General features: G+C 42.7%; 12 protein-coding genes. 11 read left to right on the top strand and 1 reads right to left on the bottom strand.

The features are described 5' to 3' along the window. Window positions 1-36 precede the first annotated feature (36 nt). From ABWW54_RS17720 to ABWW54_RS17685, 8 genes are all read left to right on the top strand, one after another. Window positions 37-1,878, top strand: coding sequence for a sodium:solute symporter family protein (locus ABWW54_RS17720; RefSeq protein ID WP_353414215.1), 1,842 nt, complete (start codon window positions 37-39; stop codon window positions 1,876-1,878). A 19-nt stretch (window positions 1,879-1,897) separates the two neighbouring features. Then, window positions 1,898-3,091: a glycoside hydrolase family 130 protein gene (locus ABWW54_RS17715; protein ID WP_353414213.1), complete on the top strand. Its 1,194-nt coding sequence runs from the start codon at window positions 1,898-1,900 to the stop codon at window positions 3,089-3,091. 19 nt (window positions 3,092-3,110) lie between these two features. Beyond that, entirely contained in the window at window positions 3,111-4,319 is a 1,209-nt protein-coding gene (locus tag ABWW54_RS17710; RefSeq protein ID WP_353414212.1) for an AGE family epimerase/isomerase, read from the top strand. A 13-nt stretch (window positions 4,320-4,332) separates the two neighbouring features. Further along, complete coding sequence (locus ABWW54_RS17705) at window positions 4,333-5,661, top strand: glycoside hydrolase 5 family protein (RefSeq protein ID WP_353414210.1); 1,329 nt, start codon at window positions 4,333-4,335, stop codon at window positions 5,659-5,661. Window positions 5,662-5,671: 10 nt separating this feature from the next. Continuing rightward, window positions 5,672-7,057 (top strand): phosphohexomutase domain-containing protein, encoded by a 1,386-nt coding sequence (locus ABWW54_RS17700; protein WP_353414208.1) that lies wholly within the window; start codon window positions 5,672-5,674, stop codon window positions 7,055-7,057. Between the two features lie 152 nt (window positions 7,058-7,209). After that, complete coding sequence (locus tag ABWW54_RS17695) at window positions 7,210-8,577, top strand: glycoside hydrolase 5 family protein (RefSeq protein ID WP_353414206.1); 1,368 nt, start codon at window positions 7,210-7,212, stop codon at window positions 8,575-8,577. A 139-nt stretch (window positions 8,578-8,716) separates the two neighbouring features. Continuing rightward, a complete protein-coding gene (locus tag ABWW54_RS17690) occupies window positions 8,717-9,715 on the top strand; it encodes a LacI family DNA-binding transcriptional regulator (protein WP_353414204.1) in 999 nt (332 codons plus the stop codon). A 198-nt stretch (window positions 9,716-9,913) separates the two neighbouring features. Continuing rightward, a complete protein-coding gene (locus ABWW54_RS17685; RefSeq protein ID WP_353414202.1) occupies window positions 9,914-10,999 on the top strand; it encodes a DUF5694 domain-containing protein in 1,086 nt (361 codons plus the stop codon). Between the two features lie 712 nt (window positions 11,000-11,711). Here the strand turns inward: ABWW54_RS17685 and ABWW54_RS17680 are convergent. Then, window positions 11,712-12,047, bottom strand: a complete 336-nt coding sequence (locus ABWW54_RS17680) for a tryptophan 7-halogenase (RefSeq protein ID WP_353414200.1) — start codon at window positions 12,045-12,047, stop codon at window positions 11,712-11,714. Between the two features lie 719 nt (window positions 12,048-12,766). Between ABWW54_RS17680 and ABWW54_RS17675 the strand changes: the two genes are divergently transcribed. The 3 genes from ABWW54_RS17675 (at window position 12,767) to ABWW54_RS17665 (ending at window position 18,898) form a co-directional block, all read left to right on the top strand. Continuing rightward, window positions 12,767-15,670 (top strand): TonB-dependent receptor, encoded by a 2,904-nt coding sequence (locus tag ABWW54_RS17675; protein ID WP_353414199.1) that lies wholly within the window; start codon window positions 12,767-12,769, stop codon window positions 15,668-15,670. 166 nt (window positions 15,671-15,836) lie between these two features. Continuing rightward, window positions 15,837-17,339, top strand: coding sequence for a tryptophan halogenase family protein (locus ABWW54_RS17670; RefSeq protein ID WP_353414198.1), 1,503 nt, complete (start codon window positions 15,837-15,839; stop codon window positions 17,337-17,339). A 2-nt stretch (window positions 17,340-17,341) separates the two neighbouring features. Further along, window positions 17,342-18,898, top strand: a complete 1,557-nt coding sequence (locus ABWW54_RS17665; protein WP_353414196.1) for a tryptophan halogenase family protein — start codon at window positions 17,342-17,344, stop codon at window positions 18,896-18,898. Window positions 18,899-19,365 lie beyond the last annotated feature (467 nt).

The following is a 19,365-nucleotide window of genomic DNA, read 5'->3' as shown; positions in this document are numbered from 1 at the left end:
TTGGTCGTGTATAAAAATAATAATATAGGATAAATAATGAATATCTCCAACTTAGATATTGCGATCATTCTAGTTTATGTTCTTTTGACGATGGGGATTGGTTTCTGGGTGTCTAAAAAGGCTGCAGCTAATCTCAAAAGTTACTTTTTGGGAGGGAATAAGCTGCCGTGGTGGACGCTCGGTTTGTCTAATGCTTCTGGTATGTTTGATATCAGTGGGACCATGTGGATGGTCTATTTGCTGTTTATCTATGGACTCAAAAGTATATACATACCTTGGCTTTGGCCGTCCTTTAATCAAATATTTATGATGATGTTCTTGTCTATTTGGTTGCGCCGTTCTGGTGTGATGACTGGAGCCGAATGGATAGCTTTTCGGTTTGGGAGTGGTCGAGGTGCCACGTTATCGCATTTGGTGGTTGTTGTATTTGCCCTCTTGTCCGTACTTGGTTTTATGGCATACGGGTTTGTTGGAATTAGTAAATTTGCGGCGTCCTTTTTTCCTTGGCAGTTATCTAATAATTCCATGGTTAATGAAGTTTATTATGGATTGATTATTACCGCATTGACGACAGTTTATGTCGTGAAGGGTGGGATGTATGCAGTTGTCTTTACTGAAGTTGTTCAGTTTGTGATTATGACTATCGCGTGCATCATGGTGGGTGTTATAGCTATGCAGCAAGTATCGCCAGAAATGCTACTTTCCTCAGTTCCTAAAGGCTGGATGGATATCTCATTTGGGTGGGTGCTAGACATCGATTGGTCGGCTCAATTAATGGCGGCAAATGATAAAATTAATGCCGACGGTTATTCGTTGTTTACCATATTTATCATGTTGGTTTTATTCAAAGGTATTCTTCAGAGTATGGCTGGCCCAGCACCAAACTACGACATGCAGCGAGTGTTGTCAGCTCGAAGCCCTCGCGAGGCAGCGAAGATGAGCGCGATAGTCAATGTGGTAATGTTGTTCCCTAGATATATGTTGGTAACCGGTTTGACAGTGCTTGCGCTGGCGTTCTTTATGGATGATTTGCGTGCGATGGGACCCGACGTGGATTTTGAACAAATTCTACCCTTTGTCATTCGCGACTTCATTCCAAGTGGGCTGTTGGGTCTTTTGTTGGCAGGGTTGCTGGCTGCATTTATGTCTACGTTTGCAGCGACAACAAATGCCGCTCCAGCCTACGTGGTTAATGACATATATAAAAGGTATATAAACAAGAATGCGGCTCCCAAAGTCTATGTTCGTCTAAGTTATGCTGTTTCAGTCCTCTTTGTTGTATTGGGTACAGCCATTGGGCTTTATATACCATCTTTAAACTCACTGATTGTTTGGATTGTCAGTGCGCTTTATGGCAGTTATGCCGCTGCGAATCTGTTGAAATGGTATTGGTGGCGTTTCAATGGGTTTGGTTATTTTTATGGAATGCTGGCTGGTTTGGTAGCTGCAATACCTATGGCTGCGACTGATGTGTCACCCCTCCATGCCTTTCCGTTCTTGTTTCTGTTTTGTTTGGTTGTGTGTGTAGTATCGACTCTACTCACTAAGCCCGATGATATGGGAGTGCTGAAAGAGTTTTACCTAAAAACCCGGCCATGGGGTTTTTGGAAACCCGTCCTAGAGGAGCTAAAGAAAGAGAAGCCTGAGATTGAGAAAAATTCATCGTTTGGTAGAGACTCCTTTAACGTTCTTGTTGGGTTGGTTTGGCAAACAAGCTTAGCTGCACTGCCGATCTTTCTGGTAATTCAGCAATGGAACAATTTTTTAATTACGGCGATTGTTATTGCAACCACTTCACTGATTCTAAAGTTTAGTTGGTACGATAACCTAGAGGACTTTCCAGCTGATGGCGCCTCTTCTTCGCCTACCGTGTCATGACATCAATCAAAGAGTTAAAATGAGTACGTTTGATAAAAAAATAGAGACGATAGTGGAATCATATGAATCCGTTATCCAACAGAAAAACTCAAAGAGCCAAAAGCAAAACGGTATCTTTTCAAGATGGCAACATCCAGTTGTTACTAAAGATCATATACCTCCGTTTTGGCGCTATGATTTTGATCCTTCAGCAAACCCTTTTCTTTTGGAGCGCTTAGGAGTGAATGCCACCTTAAATTCAGGAGCGTTGCTTTGGCAAGGTCGCTATATTGTGGTTGTGCGCGTTGAAGGAAATGATCGTAAGTCCTTTTTTGCAGTTGCTGAAAGCCCCAATGGTATTGATAATTTTGAGTTTTGGGACTACCCGATTACGATGCCAGAAACAGAACGTCCAGATGTCAATGTCTATGATATGCGTTTGACGGAGCATGAAGATGGCTATATCTATGGCCTGTTCTGTACCGAAAGAAAAGATGGAGCATACCCAGATGATACGTCTGCTGCTGAAGCAGGTTGTGGAATTGCACGCACAAAGGATTTGGTTGAATGGGAGCGATTGCCCGATTTAGAAAGCAGTAGCGGTCAGCAACGTAATGTGGTCCTTCATCCTGAGTATGTAGAGGGAGAATATGCATTTTATACTCGACCTCAAGATGGCTTCATAGAAGTAGGCGGTGGAGGGGGAATTGGATTCGGTACATGTAAGGATATTGAAAACCCAGTTTTAGCAGACGAAATGATTGTCGATGGAAAGGTCTATCATACAATTAAAGAAGTTAAAAATGGTCAAGGACCGGCGCCAATTAGAACTGATTCGGGTTGGATGCATTTGGCTCACGGAGTGAGAAATACAGCGGCAGGGCTGAGGTATGTACTGTATATGTTTATGACTGAATTGGATCGCCCTTGGGTAGTGACACATCGTCCTGGAGGTCATTTGATCGCGCCAGAAGGCAGCGAGCGAGTGGGCGATGTTTCGAACGTTGTCTTTTCTAACGGCTGGATAGTGAATGACAATCAAGAGGTTTTTATTTATTACGCCTCCTCGGATACGCGTTTACATGTCGCAACCACAACTGTTGAAAAACTGGTTGATTATGTGATTAATACACCGGAAGACGGGTTGAGATCGGCAGCGAGTGTTGACCAAAGAAATGAGCTGATACGGAAGAATTTGAGCCTGCTCGGCTCAGGCAGAAAACAATCGGCGTGATTTATTATTGGATGACATCATGAAATGTGGAAGTAAATTTAGAGTTGAATTAGAAGAGATTGCGACTTGGTGGATGGAAAATTCAATTGACGAAGTCAACGGTGGATTCTATGGGGAGGTTAGCAACAACAGTATTCCCGTGGCTACTGCAGAAAAAGGGCTTGTGTTGAATGCTCGTATGCTTTGGTTCTTTAGTGAAGTAGCGAAGTTGCTTGGAGATCGTAAATACCAGTTGATCGCCGACCGTGCATTTGACTATTTGAGAACTCATTTTCGTGATAAAGAAAACGGCGGGTACTGGTGGTTAGTTGATCATTTGGGTCAACCAGTGTCGAGACGCAAGCAAGTTTACGGTCAGTCATTCGTTATTTACGCCTTTTGTGCGTATTACTCTTTAACTGACAATAAAGTAGCTCTGGAGGAGGCAATGGAAATTTTCAGCTTGCTGGAAAAGAATGCTGTTGATGGTGTTCACGGTGGCTACATAGAGGCTTTTTCAGAATCATGGAGTCCGATTGACGATTTGAGGCTTAGCCCTCAGGACATGAATCATCCTAAGACCATGAATACTCACCTGCATGTGCTTGAGGCTTATACTAGTTTACAAATGGTGCATCCTAGTCAACGTCATAGTGCTGCATTGAGAACTGTTCTCGACTATTTTCGCACTTACATTATTGATGACCGCGTTGATCATTTAAGAATGTTTCTCGATAGTGAATGGGTAGATCAATCTACGTCATATTCTTACGGGCATGATATCGAGGCGAGTTGGCTAATTTGGGAAGCGATTGATGTGTTGGATGATCCGTTGCTGAAAACTGAGTTTGAACCGATCGTTTTAGGTCTAGCAGATAGCTGCTTCGCGAGCGCGGTTGACGAGAGCGGCGGGATACTGGATGAATTCGATGTCGTCAGTAAGTTGAGGAAAAAAGAGTTTCCGTGGTGGGTGCAAGCAGAAGCGCTAGTCGGCTTTTATAACGCTTATCAAATAACCGGCAAAAGAAAGTATCTAGATGTGTTTGATAGCGTGTGGTCATTTATTGAGGAGCACATAAAAGATTATGAAAATGGTGAATGGCTTTGGTTTTCTCGCATCTGTGATGTTTCTCGGCAGAACTATAAGGCAGGTTGTTGGAAGGGACCATATCATAACGGTCGAGCTATGATTGAAGTTTGCAAGCGCCATGTTGAAACGGGTTTCGAAGAATTAGAAAAAACCGCTTAATCTGGAGGATGCATTGAAGTACATTTTACTATTTTTACTCTATTCGCTTTTTCAAAACTCTGCTTATTCAAGTTCAGATTATGTAAAAGTAAACGGCACGCAGCTCTTTTTGGGTGAAAAGCCTTACGTCTTCGTGGGTGCTAATCTGTGGTATGGAGCCTATTTGGGAGCCGAGCTTAACAAGGGAGATCGAGCTAGACTGTTAACGGAACTAGATATTTTAAAGAAAAATGGCGTGGTTAATCTGCGCGTATTAGCGTCTTCCGAAAGGAGTGAATTGGAAAGAGCAGTTTCCCCCTCTATGCAGGCTGATTCAGGACTTCTAAACGAGTCATTGCTGATCGGCCTCGATTATTTACTGTCCGAGATGTCAAAACGAGACATGCGGGCAGTTTTGTATCTGAATAATTTCTGGCAGTGGTCAGGAGGGATGAGTCAGTATGTTGTTTGGGCGAATGGAGGGAAGATTGAAGACCCCGACGTAACCGGAGATTGGAACACCTATATCGCCAGTGCAGCGAGCTTTTATCGTTCAGAGGCTGCTAACGAAATTTTTAAGAATTACATTCTTCGTGTGGTCACTAGAAAAAACACAATCACGGGAAAATTGTATTCACAAGATCCAACGATTATGTCCTGGGAGTTGGCGAATGAGCCGAGGGCGGGAATAAATGACTTGCCTTTCGCATCACATAGCCCATTTATTGATTGGGTGAGTTCAACTGCCAAGTATATAAAGTCTTTAGACAAAAACCACCTCGTTACAACAGGTAGTGAGGGCATTGCAGGCACTTCTCTCAACGAAAGTCTTTATTTGAGCGCTCATTCTTCAAAGTACATTGATTACCTGACAGTACACTTATGGCCAAAAAACTGGAGCTGGCTCGATATGTCGAACGTAGCGAAGACCTTCCCAACTGCCGTTGAAAAAGCGACAGCCTATATTGATAAACACATTGCTTTTGCGAAGAAGCTGGAAAAACCTCTGGTTTTGGAGGAGTTTGGTGTAGAACGTGATTTCGGCAACTATGAGGCGAATGGCGGCACCATTTATCGGGATGCTTTTTATCAATCCATATTTCGGCTTATCGAAAGTAATTTAGAATCCTGCGGGCCACTGGTAGGATCAAATTTTTGGGGCTGGGGAGGCGAGGGTAGAGCAAACAATAAGGATTTGATCTGGAAGGCTGGCGACAATTTCACCGGCGATCCGCCCCAGGAACCACAAGGTTTGAATTCGGTCTTTAATACTGATCAGTCGACGTTAAAGATCTTAAGTGCACACAACAAAAATCTCACTTCTATCAATGAGTTTATTCTCAAGCATTGTGTTCAACAATAGATAAATAATTATGAATAAAGCTAGATGTTTCAAGGCTTATGATGTTCGAGGACGAGTGCCTGAAGATCTCAATGAGGATATAGCCTATAAAATCGGCCGAGCGTTTGTGCTCCATCTTAAGGCCAAAGAGGTAGCCGTTGGGCATGACATTCGTCTAAGCAGTCCGTCACTGCTAAAGGCGCTCATCTCAGGAATTACTGACGAAGGAGCTAATGTCATTAATTTAGGGCTTTGTGGTACAGAGGAAATATACCATGCTGCTTTTTCCACATCCGTTGACGGCGGAATTGTGGTTACTGCAAGTCATAACCCTGAAAACTACAATGGTATGAAGTTTGTCGCCGCTGGGGCTCGCCCAATTAGTGGTGAAACCGGGCTAAAGAAGATTCAAAGCATGGTTGAAACTTCTGATTTTCCGCCGACATCTGTTAGAAAAGGCGGCGTTCGTGATGTTGTTTCTAAGACCGAGTACATATCACACTTACTTGGCTACATAGACATCAGTAAGTTGCGGCGGTTAAAAATTGTTGTTAACTCAGGTAATGGTGGCGCTGGACCGATTATCGATTTGCTCGAAAAAGAGTTGCCCTTTGATTTTATCAAAGTACACCATGATCCAGATGGTAGCTTCCCGAATGGCGTTCCAAATCCGCTGCTGATTGAAAATAGAAACGTAACTTCTGCAGCTATCGAAGAGCATGATGCTGATCTGGGGATTGCTTGGGATGGAGATTTTGATCGCTGCTTCTTTTTTGATGAAAATGGGGATTTTATTTCTGGGTATTACATCGTTGGACTTTTAGCTCGTTTGCTTTTGGATAGAGATTTAGAGCCAAATAGAAAAATTATCCATGATCCTCGACTTACTTGGAACACTATCGATGCAGTGAGGAGCGCCAACGGAGTACCGGTCATGTCTAAAACAGGTCATGCCTTTATCAAGGAACGTATGCGCAGTGAAGATGCGATTTATGGTGGCGAAATTAGCGCACACCATTATTTTAAGGGTTTTGGTTATTGTGACAGTGGGATGATTCCCTGGCTATTGCTTGCAGAGCTATTGAGCACCAAAGAGCAACCCTTTTCGAACTTTATTAATGAAGCAAAGTCTCTATTCCCAAGCAGTGACGAAATCAATTTCAATGTAGATGAGCCCGAAAGACTTGTAGATTTGATTGAGCAATTCTATTCGCCTTTGGCAGTCCACATTGAGAAAATCGATGGGCTCAGTATCGGGTTTAGCGACTGGCGGTTTAATATTCGAATGTCTAATACCGAACCTGTCGTGCGGCTAAACGTTGAAACTCGACAAAGTAATGAACTTTTACTAAACAAGATATCTGAACTAGAAGCAAAGATTTCTGAGTTCAGTGAAAACAAAAAGTCATCTAACTAGCTCTTTTAGAGACAGAATTCTCCGATTTACTTCTTATGAACTATTTGATCCCGATATATGTTTTTTCCCTGCTAGTAGCGTATACATCTAATGTTCTGGCGTTTGACAATTATATTACACGCCAGGGTCATCAACTTTATGATGGGACTGAGGTGTTTAGATTTGCCGGTATTCATGCTCCTGAATTACATAGAATAGAAGATGACAGTCGAGGGAAGTGTCAAGAGGATAGTCGTGGATGGGGGCAGTATTTCAAGTGGCCTACCGCAGATGAACAATCGAATTGGATTAAGGCCTTGAGCCGTAGCGGTCACAAGGCTATGAGGATCTATACACTTTCGGTCGCGCAAAGAAGTGATGACAAATGTGGGAGAGAAGCACATATCTTGGCCCCGCTGACAAAGGGTGGTATGCCTCGATTGAATGAGGAGGCTTTCATACACTATGATCGGATGATCATGCTAGCTGATGAAAATAATCTTAGACTGATTTTGCCGTTTATAGATCACTGGGAATGGTGGGGAGGACGAAAGCAACTTGCCGAGTTCTATGGAGAAACGGAAGATGATTTTTATGATGTTAAAAGTAAAACTTTTGAGGCCTATTTGAGCATCGTTGAAGATGTTATTACTCGCAAAAATAGCTTCACTGGCCGACTGTATAGTGAGGAAAAAGCTATCATGGCTTGGGAAACTGGGAACGAACTAAAATCTACCAATGAGAGTTTTCTTCGAATTGCTGCGTCGCATATCAAGTCTCTTGCACCCAATCAATTAGTTGTGGATGGAAATTATTTGTCAATAAATAGTTTTTCTCTAAATGACCCTAACGTCGATATTATTTCTAATCACTACTACACCGTTAACGGGAATAATAATCCAGCTTCTGTTTTGAATGACCTAAAAGCGATAGATGGAGCGAAAGTTTATATGATTGGCGAGTTTGGCTTGGATAAGGCTACAAACATACGGGATGTAATGCAAACAGCTGTACATCTGAGCTACAAGGGGGCCAAAACCGCTGGCGCGTTTGTCTGGGGCTTCAGAGGGCATCGGCATGATGGTGGTTTTTATTGGCATGCAGATCGCGATTATTTTAGCTACCATATTCCAGGCTTTCCAGAAGGGGATTCAAATGAAGAGCAAGCTGTGGTTGACTTGGTTCGTGAGGCCCAAGCTCAAATGGCAGGTATGAATGAACCTTCCAAATTGCCCATACCAGAGCCTCCTTTGCTCAGAGATATATTGACCGCGAAAAATATTCGTTGGATGGGGGCGCCGCTAGGCCGCTATTACCGTATAGAAGTCTCGTCTAACAGATATACCGGGTGGACAACAATAGCTTCCAGGATATCGGATGGAATGAATAAATTTAACCCGGAAACCGACATTATTTTTGCTGACAAACAAAGTTTTGAAGAAAATGAAACGCGCTATTATCGTGTTTTTGCTTCGAATGAAAGTGGCGAATCGCTGCCTTCAAACGTTAAGTCGTTTACTTTCCCAGTTAATCCAGAGTGAGTATCTTATTTGATAAAAAGTCCGCTTGGCACCAGTGAAGAATCTGATTATCTCAAACCTTGTTTAAATAGTGTAAACTGGGCCGGTATTTGTATGAGTTTTTTAACCTAACCATTTTATGAGTTTTTGAGGCAGTATATTGTCCAATATTAGAGAGATTGCTAGATTCGCTGGAGTTTCCACAGCCACGGTATCAAGAGCATTGAGTCATCCAGACAAGGTTGCTGAAAAAACCCTCAAAAAGGTTCGAGAGGCGATGCTAAAGTATGATTATAGGCCTAATATGATGGCTCGTAATTTTCGCGCGACAAAATCCTTTACGATTCTTGTTCTTGTTCCTAATATTGCGAACCCTTTCTTTAGTACACTAATAAGAGGGATTGAAGATGTTGCTCAAAAAAAGGGGTATTCAGTGTTGTTAGGAGATACGCGTGAAAATGAAAAGAATGAAGATGAATATTTAAGCCTCATTGAGACCAGACAAGCTGATGGTTTAATTCAACTGACTCCCTATTCACCTGGATCAAAACTATACCCTAGTTATGTATTGGCGGTGAACGCCGCAGGGTGCGAAGGAACCCCATATCCTACTATTAGGATTGACAACCGGGAGGCGGCTAAAACAGCTATCGAGTATTTTATCTCACTTGGACATCGCCGTATCGGAGTAGTAACAGGCCTGAGCGAAAACCGTCATACTATTGATCGTCTTAAAGGTTATAAGCAAGCTCTGTCAGAGGCAGGAATTGAGTATGATAGCCAGTTAGTTGTGGAGGGGGAATTTACAATGTCTTCAGGAAAGATTGCAGCTGATCAGATTGTGAAGATGGCGGATCGACCGACCGCTGTCTTTTGTATGAATGACGATATGGCTATTGCTGCTACGCAAACTTTTAAATCCAATGGATTGAAAGTACCCAAAGATATTTCTGTTATAGGCTTCGATAATATTGAGTATTCAAAGTACACTGATCCACCCCTCACGACAATAGAACAGCCCGCGCTGAAGTTGGGGAATGTTGCTGCGTCTAAGTTGATACAATTGATCGAAGGAGAGACCCTGACTGAGAGCCAGTTTATTTTGCCTCATGAATTTATTTTGAGGCAGAGTGTCACAACCGTATTAAATAACTCTTGAAAAATAGTGGTTCGTTCGTCTAATAATTAGACAAGGCAGATTAGGTATTTTGAATTTTATTGTAGACAACCTACAGAGCGTTGCGGATACATTGGCGACATACGACGCATCAAGAGTTCAACCTTTTTAAAATATGAGCATATGAAAAACGATCGGAAATATCAATTCCCCAGTAGATTAAATTTGAGAGTGGCTGCCATGAGATCAGCTATCTGTATTTTACTCTGTATCTTTATATCTGCTTGTGAAACAAAAACGTATAAAACAGCATTAGAGCTGCAAGGGCTGGATTCCTCCTTAAGGGTGACGCCAACGGAAGTGATGGTCTTAGGGACGTCACATTTAGCTGGCTATAAGGATAATCTGAATATTAAAACTCTTCGGCCATTGCTTGACAATTTAGCAGAGTATAACCCGGACATCATCACAATAGAGTCCGTGTCGGGAGAAACTTGTGATCTTATTAAGTCGTTTCCCGCTGAATACCCTAACGTTGCAGATAGATACTGTTATGACCTGACAGATTTTCAAGTAGAGTCAGGACTTACTGTTGCTGATGCTAGATCTGAAATTCGTCGAATTCTTGATGACGGCACGAAAGAACTAAATTCGTCGGAGCGTCGGAGGCTTGCCTCTGCTTTTCTCTCCTTGGGTGAAATTTATTCAGCGTTGATTCAGTGGTTGAAGTTGTCTAAAGCAGAGCAAAAATTCGGAGACGGTCTTGGTGAGAAATCGATGAAGTTTCTAGAAAAAAAGAAGGTTAGCATGAACGAAAATAATCAAATAGGTGTTCGTCTTGCTTTGACCTTAGGGCATGAGCGCATTTACGCTGTCGATGACCATAGTGCAGATATTATTTTTGCAATTGAGGACGAGTCGTTTTGGGAGAGAATGAGTGAAATATGGAAGAGTGGAGCGCGAAACCCAGTTCACAAGACTATGCAAAAACATGATGAACTGATATTAAACAACAAAGTAGTACAGGCTTATCGGTTAGTGAATCAGCATATGAGTCAAGTTGACTTTGTTGATAATGATTTTCGCAAAGCTATGAATGATGATTTACACAAGGAGTATGGACGTAAGTATGTGGCATGGTATCAAGCACGTAATTTGCGTATGGTCTCAAATGTCATTGTTGCTGCCGCAAGTGTTCCGGGGGGGAGAGTGTTATCTATTGTTGGTGCTTCACATAAACCATATTTTGAAAGTTACCTTGACGTTATGCATGACGTAAAGGTAGTGGATGTTATGCCGTTTTTGAAAGGGCCTAAGATTCATTAGTTACAGTAGATAAAATTATCTAGAAGAATCAATGTATGAGTTTGCTGTGCCTATAATGTCTGCGCTGTTGAGATTTTTGTAGTCTTTGCTACTCGTATTAGCTTCAAATTGTCGGTGTTGTCCCGAACTTCCTCTATAACAAGTTCTAGCAATAGGGGCATCGTATATTCTATTTTCTATAAATTGATAACTATTGAGCTCTCCGCTGATTCTTCGACTTTGACTATTTAGGAAAGATAAAGGCTTCTGAGGGAAATGTAGCGCTGCCGACGGATATTGTGAAGCCTTACCAGGCTGCTTTAGATGATTTGAGTTGTTACGAGCAGTATGTTTGAGAAAGACGCCTTATCATATTTTTCTGGATTGAGTGATTTTTGAATATGGGTAGGATGAAAATCGGCAGTTCTCACTGAAGACTCAATCGAATGCTTTATGTGTTCAAGGGCTTCAATTGCGTTCGAACTTTGATCATATCCAGGCGAAGGTCGAACTTGTTTGGATGAATCCCGAAACCGTCGTACATGCTTAGCGAGCTTGAATGCTCAAAATACTCGAAGCCGAACCGAAGTTGGTGGCCTCAGTTTTGAAAAGTCTCGATTTTCCGCTGCAGACTGTCAAGAATTTTTCATTCTCTGATTGATCGTCAAATACTCGAGTGAGAGCGCTGACTTAAACGGAAGTGCAAAATAGTGAAGTCTCCGATTCTTTCCTGTTACTTATCGAAGGCTACGTTGGCTTCATGTTGCGAGTTTTTGTCAATGTCCTCGTCTGGGCAAAAGTCCATCAATATAGTTAGCGCACGATGTACCAAGTTGATGCTGGTTGACTCTAGTGATTCAATGAAACCTTTGGCTAATTCAAGTGAGACACTGTTCTTGTTCCAATTTTTTTTGCGAGCATCAGATGTGAAATTTTGGTGTTTTACCGTCAAAATTGGGGCTCCTTCAACTGATACGAGCAATTCATTTGTTGCTTGTTCCTCAGTTAATAACGAACTGTAAGTATGCGTGGTGCCCATTTCTAAGTCTGGTGTCGCGGAATTCGCCATGATCAGCCCCAGGTCTGCGCTTTTGAGATTGTATAAGGGATAATTGTTGGTGTGGCTGAATTGCTAGATGTAGCATTCGCGCGATCACAAAGAAAGGCTCGAATAGTTGCATATACGGATTTTTCACACAAAAAAAGGGGGCTGCAGTCGGGATTGTCATTGTAAATAATGTAATGGCGGGCGTTTGCAAGAAGTTGAATGCTAGTCGTACCAGAGTTCTGGATGTTCTATAACCTTGAAGTCGCTAAATTAGTTACTGCGGTTAGTGATTCCTCTTCGGGAGACTCCCCATGATCTCTGAGTTTAGCGTCGCAGCTAGGAATAGGTTCGGTTGCTTCATTAGGTTATTCGACATGAGCGCAGTGTTTTTCACATAAATCTATGTATCGCCCACATTCGAATTCTGGTAACTCATATCCCCTATCTATTATCTGTCGTACTTTTCTAATGTAGTTAGTTTCATTTCACGATCCAGAAGATTTTGGAAGTATTTGTTTGTAACCGGTTACATTTTGTTGTAATGTTTGGTCGTGACTAGTTCTAGTCTGTATGTTTTTTGGTCAAGCAGTAGGACGACTAACAATGCAGCGTCTTAGGGCTCTATTTTTGGCCTTCTAAGGAAACAGTCACCTGCGGTTAAAATGAAAATTGAATGATTCGATGATCTGAAAATGGGTGCGTCGCGTCAAAAATATAAATAATTATGTACGAGGAGAAAGATGGAAAAAAATATTTTTACTAAAACAAAAGTGTCACTGGTCGTGGCGAGTCTGATTTCGGCTTCCTCATTGCCGGTTGTGGCACAAGAATATGATGTTCTTGAGGAAGTTACCGTGTATGGAGTTCGAGCTGCTCAAGCAAATTCAGTAAACGAGAAGCGAAGCTCGTCATCAATAGTTGATGCAATATCAGCGGAAGATATTGGAAAGCTGCCGGATGTTACAATTTCAGATTCTTTGCAGAGGATTCCAGGTGTTCAAATTAGGCGTTCGGCTGGAGAGGGGACCTCATTAAATGTACGTGGACTTCCACAGGTACAGACGACGTTAAATGGAGAGTCATTCCAAGCCGCAGGCTCGATAACTCTAGTGCAGCCAGATTTTGGAGATATTCCTTCACAGTTATTATCAGGCGCAACCGTCTATAAGTCTCCTACGGCTGATTTGGTTTCGGGTGGTATAACCGGAGTTGTAAACCTGAAAACTCGGCGACCATTGGACTTTGATGAGGGTTTTACAAGCGCAGGCTCGGTCGAAATAAAACGCGGTGAAGAGACTGAAGAGTCTGATTTGGGTGTCAGCTTTTTGACCAACTGGAGCAATGGGACCACCGGAGTTACGCTGTCTGTTGCCAAGGATGATGCAACGTTGGCCAATTTCTATAATGGGATGGCTGGCCCTGATAGCGCTGGCTGGACCGGCTTTCCATCTGAGTCCGAGCACTTTAATGGAGGCGTACCAACAGATGTCAACGGAGATGGCGATACGCTTGATTCCTTTATTGGGTTTCAAGGTCATACTGCTTACAATAAGACAACTGAGCGGGACCGTTTAGGTATTAATCTTGCGTTCCAAACTCAAATCTCTGATTCAACTGAGTTTATCGCTGAGGTATTCCATACATCCTTAGAAAATTATGACCGCTTTGCGGGTATTGCTAATTCAGATAAGTGGCAACGGTGGGGCTGGTTTACACCGCAAGTATCGAGAGATACGGGAGTAGTTCTGTCAAATGGGAATACTGCAAATACTGTTCAAGTTTACCAAGGTGATGGACGCCGTTTGAAGTCATACTCGGAAGTACAAGTAACCGAAAAAGAGTCAACAAATATAAATTTGGAGCTGAATTACGCGGGTGAAGGGCCCTTTTCCGGAAGTGCTCGACTACTTTACGGTAAGGCAACTGAAGATAGGATAAACAGCTATGCGGACATAGATTTGGCGAATGGGAGTCAATGGGGTGTCGAATTTCAGGACTATGCAAATGGTCGGCTTCCAACAAACCCGAATGGGTATTCAGGTAATACACAATTAACGGTGGATTATCGCGGCGAAAGTCCTGTATGGAGTGGCTTTGACCCTATAGTTGGTAATTTGGACGCTTACTCCATTGGAGCTCTCGCTTCTGAGAATAATTATGATAGAGAGGCCGATATGTTTGTTGGTCGGCTGGATGGAAGCTATGAATTTGATGGTGATGGATTCTTTACATCTTTAGACGTTGGCATTCGCCAGAGTAATAGAGAGGTCGAGAACTTCCAATATCACCTTCTTGCTCCATTTGGAGATCAGCAATGTTTAGTTCGCTGGCGCGCAACTGATGTTGTTCTGGGTGCAGATTCCTGTAGTTCGGGGAATGGTAGTGGTACCTTTTTTACGGCTGGGAACCCAACGCCTCTATCATCGTTTGGAGATGACGTGATTCAATTGACTAGCTTCGGTGGCGCATCTGGCATTCCTAGTATTTATACTTTAGATCCCAGGGCAATGGATAATGTCTTAGCATTTCACGAACGATTATATCCTGGTAATGTTCGCGGTGTGATACCTGGAGAGGCATATAAAGTAGAACTTGATGAACTGAGTTATTTTGTTAAGGGTAATTTTACAACTCAAGTTGGTGATATCGACGTTAGTGGTAATCTTGGAGTTAGGGTTGTCGACACTGATCTTTCGGTGACTCAAAACGTAGTCGGAGATGCGCAGCCTTATGGTGCTGCGGCGAGAGACGCCGGAGACTTTGTTACTAAAAGGAGTTTTTCGGATGTGCTTCCCTCGCTTAATTTGGCGTTCGAGATAAGCGAAGATTTAGTGGTGCGCGCGGCCTATGCAGAGACATTGTCTCCCCTTGATCTTAGGCAATGGGGCGAGGGGTTGGCTCCGACCTATGCTATCAACTCAGATACAGGAATTTTTGAGATTATTAGTGCAAACGCAAACGGTAATCCTGAGCTCGACCCATGGCGTGCGTCAAACTACGACCTAAGTATCGAATATTATACCAGTGAATCGAGCATGGTGAGCATTGGGTTATTTAAAGTGGATATAGAGAGCTTTGTTGAACGAGGAGAAGTCATTCTTGATCTGCCTGATCAAGATGGAGTTGTCCGCAGGAGCACTGGCGTCTCTACAAACGTTCAGGGTGAAGGTGGGACACTTGAAGGAGTGGAGCTTCAAGTTAAGCAGGCTTTTGATTTTCTGCCTGGATTTTGGTCAAATTTCGGGGTTGACATGAATTTGACTTACTCACCTAGTGACTCTGGAAATCGAGATCTTAATGGTGACGAACTTCCATTTATTGATAATTCTGAAACGCTCTATAATTTAATTGGGTGGTATCAAGATGATAAGTTCCAAGCTAGATTGGCGTTTAACTATCGTAGTGAACGAGTCGTTTTTTTCGATCGCGTTTGGGGAACTCAGGGCTTAACCATGTTTCAGGCTCCGACGTCTTACGTAGATGCATCAATGAGTTATGATATAAACGATTCAGTATCTGTCTACTTAAATGCTTCTAATATTACTGGTGAGGGTGAGGAATATTACCTTCAGTGGGAGGACCAAAAAGCGTATCGAAATGAATATGAAGCTCGATATACTATTGGTATGAGAGGTCGGTTCTAATTCAGGGTTGAACGAGAACTTCTATTGGATTCTGGATGCATGCGTGATATTTTTCTCCTTCTATCGATAGTCATTGCGCAGTAGATTTAGATCCATTTTACAGTCTGAGGCCGTTATGTACCCTCTCCGGCCTTAGACTGGCTTTTTCGGGGTGAGATCTATTTTTGTGGATAAGAAAATTAAGAAAGTTGTGGTTCTTGGTGGCGGCACCGCTGGTTGGATGGTTGCATCAAGTCTTGTGACAAAGCTCGATGGGCTAGGTCTTAAAGTAACTGTCATAGATAGTTCTAAAGTAGAAGCAATTGGAGTTGGAGAGGCAACGTTGCCATCGATCCGAAGTTTCTGTTCGAGTATCGGAATCGAAGAAATTGATCTGATGAGGTCAACGAAAGCAACCTGTAAACTTGGTGTTGAGTTTATAGATTGGTCAAAACGTGGGCAGTCGTTCTTTCATCCGTTCGGACTTTATGGCACGCCTTTTCAGTCTGTGGATTTTTATCATTACTGGCTACGGCTATTCAATGAAGATAAAGCCAGTTCTCTTGAGCACTACTCACTTGCAGCCGTCCTTGCGAAGTCTGGTAGGTTCACTCGGCCAGTAAAACAACCGAGCTCAGAACTATCTGTTTTCGATTGGGCGCTGCATTTCGATGCTGGGCTATTTGCTACGGTTTTGAAGGACCATGCCATTGCTCGAGGAGCTGTTTGCCTTGATTTAGAAGTTGTTGATGCTGAACTTGATCCAAATACAGGTGATATTTGTAAACTAGTGACCGATGGTATGCCGGTTTTTGGCGATCTTTTTGTGGATTGCTCTGGTTTTAAATCCCTGCTAATTGGAAAGGCGTTAGGCGTTGAATACGAAGACTGGTCAAATTTACTCCCTACTGACTCCGCGATAGTGTCACAGTGCGCGAATAAGCATGGGATGCAGCCCTATACGCAGTCGACTGCGCTTGAGTTTGGTTGGAAATGGAGAATACCGCTCCAGGATAGAGTTGGAAATGGTTTCGTATATAGTAGCTCTCATTGCTGTGACGATATAGCAGAAGAAACTTTTCGAAATAGCCTAGAAGGGGAGTTATTAACGAGTCCTAGCCTAATTCGATTTAAGGCGGGGCGTAGAAAAAAAGCTTGGTATAAAAATGTCGTATCAATTGGATTGTCGGCGGGGTTCGTCGAGCCCCTTGAGTCAACAAGTATTTCATTGATCGAAACTGCTATAGATCGCTTGCTCCGGTTTTTTCCACGTTCCCAGGTGGTCCCAGGTGCCGTCGAAGAGTTCAACTACCGCACTCAAATGGAGATTGAAAATATACGTGATTTTATAATTCTTCATTATGCTGGGAGTTCGAGAACTGATAGCGAGTTTTGGAACGATTTTGGTTCTATTCACCTCCCTTCGTCATTGGAGGCTCGAATATCACTATTTAGAGAAAGTGGAATTTTGAAAAAATATGAATGGGAATCGTTTCATGAGCCAAGTTGGCTGACCATGTTCACCGCTTTTGGTGTGTTGCCTCAAACATACCACCCCTTGGTAGATGCGATCAGCAAAGAAAATTTAGTGAGCAGTTTAAGTCGTATGAAGGCTAGCCTTCTAAGGTCAGCGCTAGAAGCGCCGAGTCATCCAGACTTTCTTATAGCTTATGGAGTGATGGAGGGGTAACCGTGTTGGATACGAGTTGTGTAGATAGGGGGGGGGTACATAGGATTTTGATCGTTGGTGGTGGCACCGCCGGGTGGATGGCTGCAGCTAGTTTGTCAAATCATTTTCGTGGGAAGGATTGTGCAATTTGCGTTGTAGAATCTGATTTAATTTCGCCTACCGGAGTGGGTGAGGCAACGATTCCAACGATAAGAGGGTTCAATTCACTACTTGGTATCGACGAGCGCGATTTTATTGAAAAGACCGACGCGACGTTTAAGCTTGGGATCAATTTCGAAGATTGGTTAGATGACGGACATTCCTTTTTTCACCCATTTTCAAGCTACGGTAAAAGGTTTAAAGGTATCGATTTTCACCAGATTTGGTCGCGAGGAGGCATTGCTGGTATTGATCTACCATTAAGCGAGTATTGCCTTGCTGTAAAAATGGCTAAACTGATGAAGTTTACACAGCCTCGATCGGAGCTAGGTGATTTCGGCTATGCATTCCATTTCGATGCCAATAAATATGCTACCTATCTTCGGGATTACTCACTTGCACTTGGCGTTACTCGCATCAAAGGGCACGTGCTTAATGCTGACGTTAATCACGAGGGATTTATTCAATCTCTAAATGTTGATATCGATTCGGCGGAATCGGAAACAAAGTTAGCTAAGTTGAAAGCCTCAGAAATTTTGGATAAGGGTTTACTTCATGCGGACTTATTTGTCGATTGTAGTGGCTTTAAGGGGCTGTTGATTAATAAGCTTCAGAGAAAATCATATCTGGACTGGAGTCATTGGTTGCCTTGCGACTCAGCGGTAGCAATTCGTAGTAAAGGTGATGCTGTTCTAAGGCCTTTCACTAGGTCAATCGCATCGTCTTCAGGTTGGCAGTGGCAAATTCCATTGAGAAACAGAACTGGAAATGGTTATGTGTATAGTGGTAGTCATGAATCACGAGAGGATGCGGAGAATAGGCTTTTAACCCATATAGGTGATGATGTTTTGAGTGAACCAAAACATTTCTCTTTTAAAGCTGGAATGCAGTCAGAGTTTTGGGTCAATAATTGCGTTGCTGTAGGTTTGTCTAGTGGGTTCTTGGAGCCGTTGGAATCTACAAGTATCGCGCTGATACAGTCTGGGCTTTCGAAGCTATTGACATTTTTTCCCGATAAGAATTGGAATCAATGTGATATTAATGAGGCAAATAGACAACAACAAATCGAGAATGAGAGAATTAGAGATTTCTTGATACTTCATTACTGCCTCTCAAAACGTAAAGATACCGATTTTTGGCGAGACATTACCTCAATAGTCATCCCAGATACTCTTCAGCATAAGGTGGATGTTTTTAAGAGTAAAGGCTATCTAGTCTGCTACGATCAGGAGCCTTTTGAGCGCGCGAGCTGGCTTTCAGTTTTGACTGGAATGGGAGTCCAGCAGAGTGGGATAGATTCGCGGGCGAATGGTTTGAGCGATGCTGAAGTGAGCGCATTTTTGTCTGTAACGAGTAGTAAGGTCGCGGCGCAAATTGAGCGGGTACCATTGCATAAAGACTTCTTACGGATGAACTTTTAGTGATTCACCCAGTGCGGCCAGAGGTTTTGAGCATAGTAAGGCGATTCCGGAAACAACTCGGTGAGACCTTCAATTCGTTGTTTTTGGCTGAAAGAGGCGACCAGTTAACACGAATAGTTCGAAAAATGTGGTAGAGCGCGAAGTCTTCACTAGAAATATATTAGTCAATATCTATCTCTACTTGACCTTTCCCAAAATTTGGACCCGGTCAACTTGGCAAGTGTAGTGGTTTGACCCCATCATTGGTGGTAAATCATCATTGCTAAGGAAAGGGAGATCACTCCCCTGTACTTGAATATATGATTATTTATGTATAAGTGGTTATGTATAGTGGGGTGATGATGAAATATGAAAGAGCTTCAGACGGGCTAGGTACACAATTAGGAAGGCTAATTGAATTACTAGATAAAAGTAAAGATAGTTTGAAATGGTGACTAACAACGTGATTTGACAAAAATTTTGATTTC

Origin of the sequence: Arenicella sp. 4NH20-0111 (genome assembly GCF_040366405.1) — a bacterium.
In the GTDB taxonomy this organism is placed as follows: Bacteria; Pseudomonadota; Gammaproteobacteria; order Arenicellales; family Arenicellaceae; genus Arenicella.
This window is presented reverse-complemented; position numbering and strand designations above follow the sequence as displayed.

Bases quoted from the DNA above. Each gene is read 5' to 3' on its own strand.
- ABWW54_RS17720 (WP_353414215.1), top strand. From the start codon at position 37: ATGAATATCTCCAACTTAGATATTGCGATCATTCTAGTTTATGTTCTT.
- ABWW54_RS17715 (WP_353414213.1), top strand. From the start codon at position 1,898: ATGAGTACGTTTGATAAAAAAATAGAGACGATAGTGGAATCATATGAA.
- ABWW54_RS17710 (WP_353414212.1), top strand. From the start codon at position 3,111: ATGAAATGTGGAAGTAAATTTAGAGTTGAATTAGAAGAGATTGCGACT.
- ABWW54_RS17700 (WP_353414208.1), top strand. From the start codon at position 5,672: ATGAATAAAGCTAGATGTTTCAAGGCTTATGATGTTCGAGGACGAGTG.
- ABWW54_RS17685 (WP_353414202.1), top strand. From the start codon at position 9,914: ATGAGATCAGCTATCTGTATTTTACTCTGTATCTTTATATCTGCTTGT.
- ABWW54_RS17680 (WP_353414200.1), bottom strand. From the start codon at position 12,047: ATGGCGAATTCCGCGACACCAGACTTAGAAATGGGCACCACGCATACT.
- ABWW54_RS17675 (WP_353414199.1), top strand. From the start codon at position 12,767: ATGGAAAAAAATATTTTTACTAAAACAAAAGTGTCACTGGTCGTGGCG.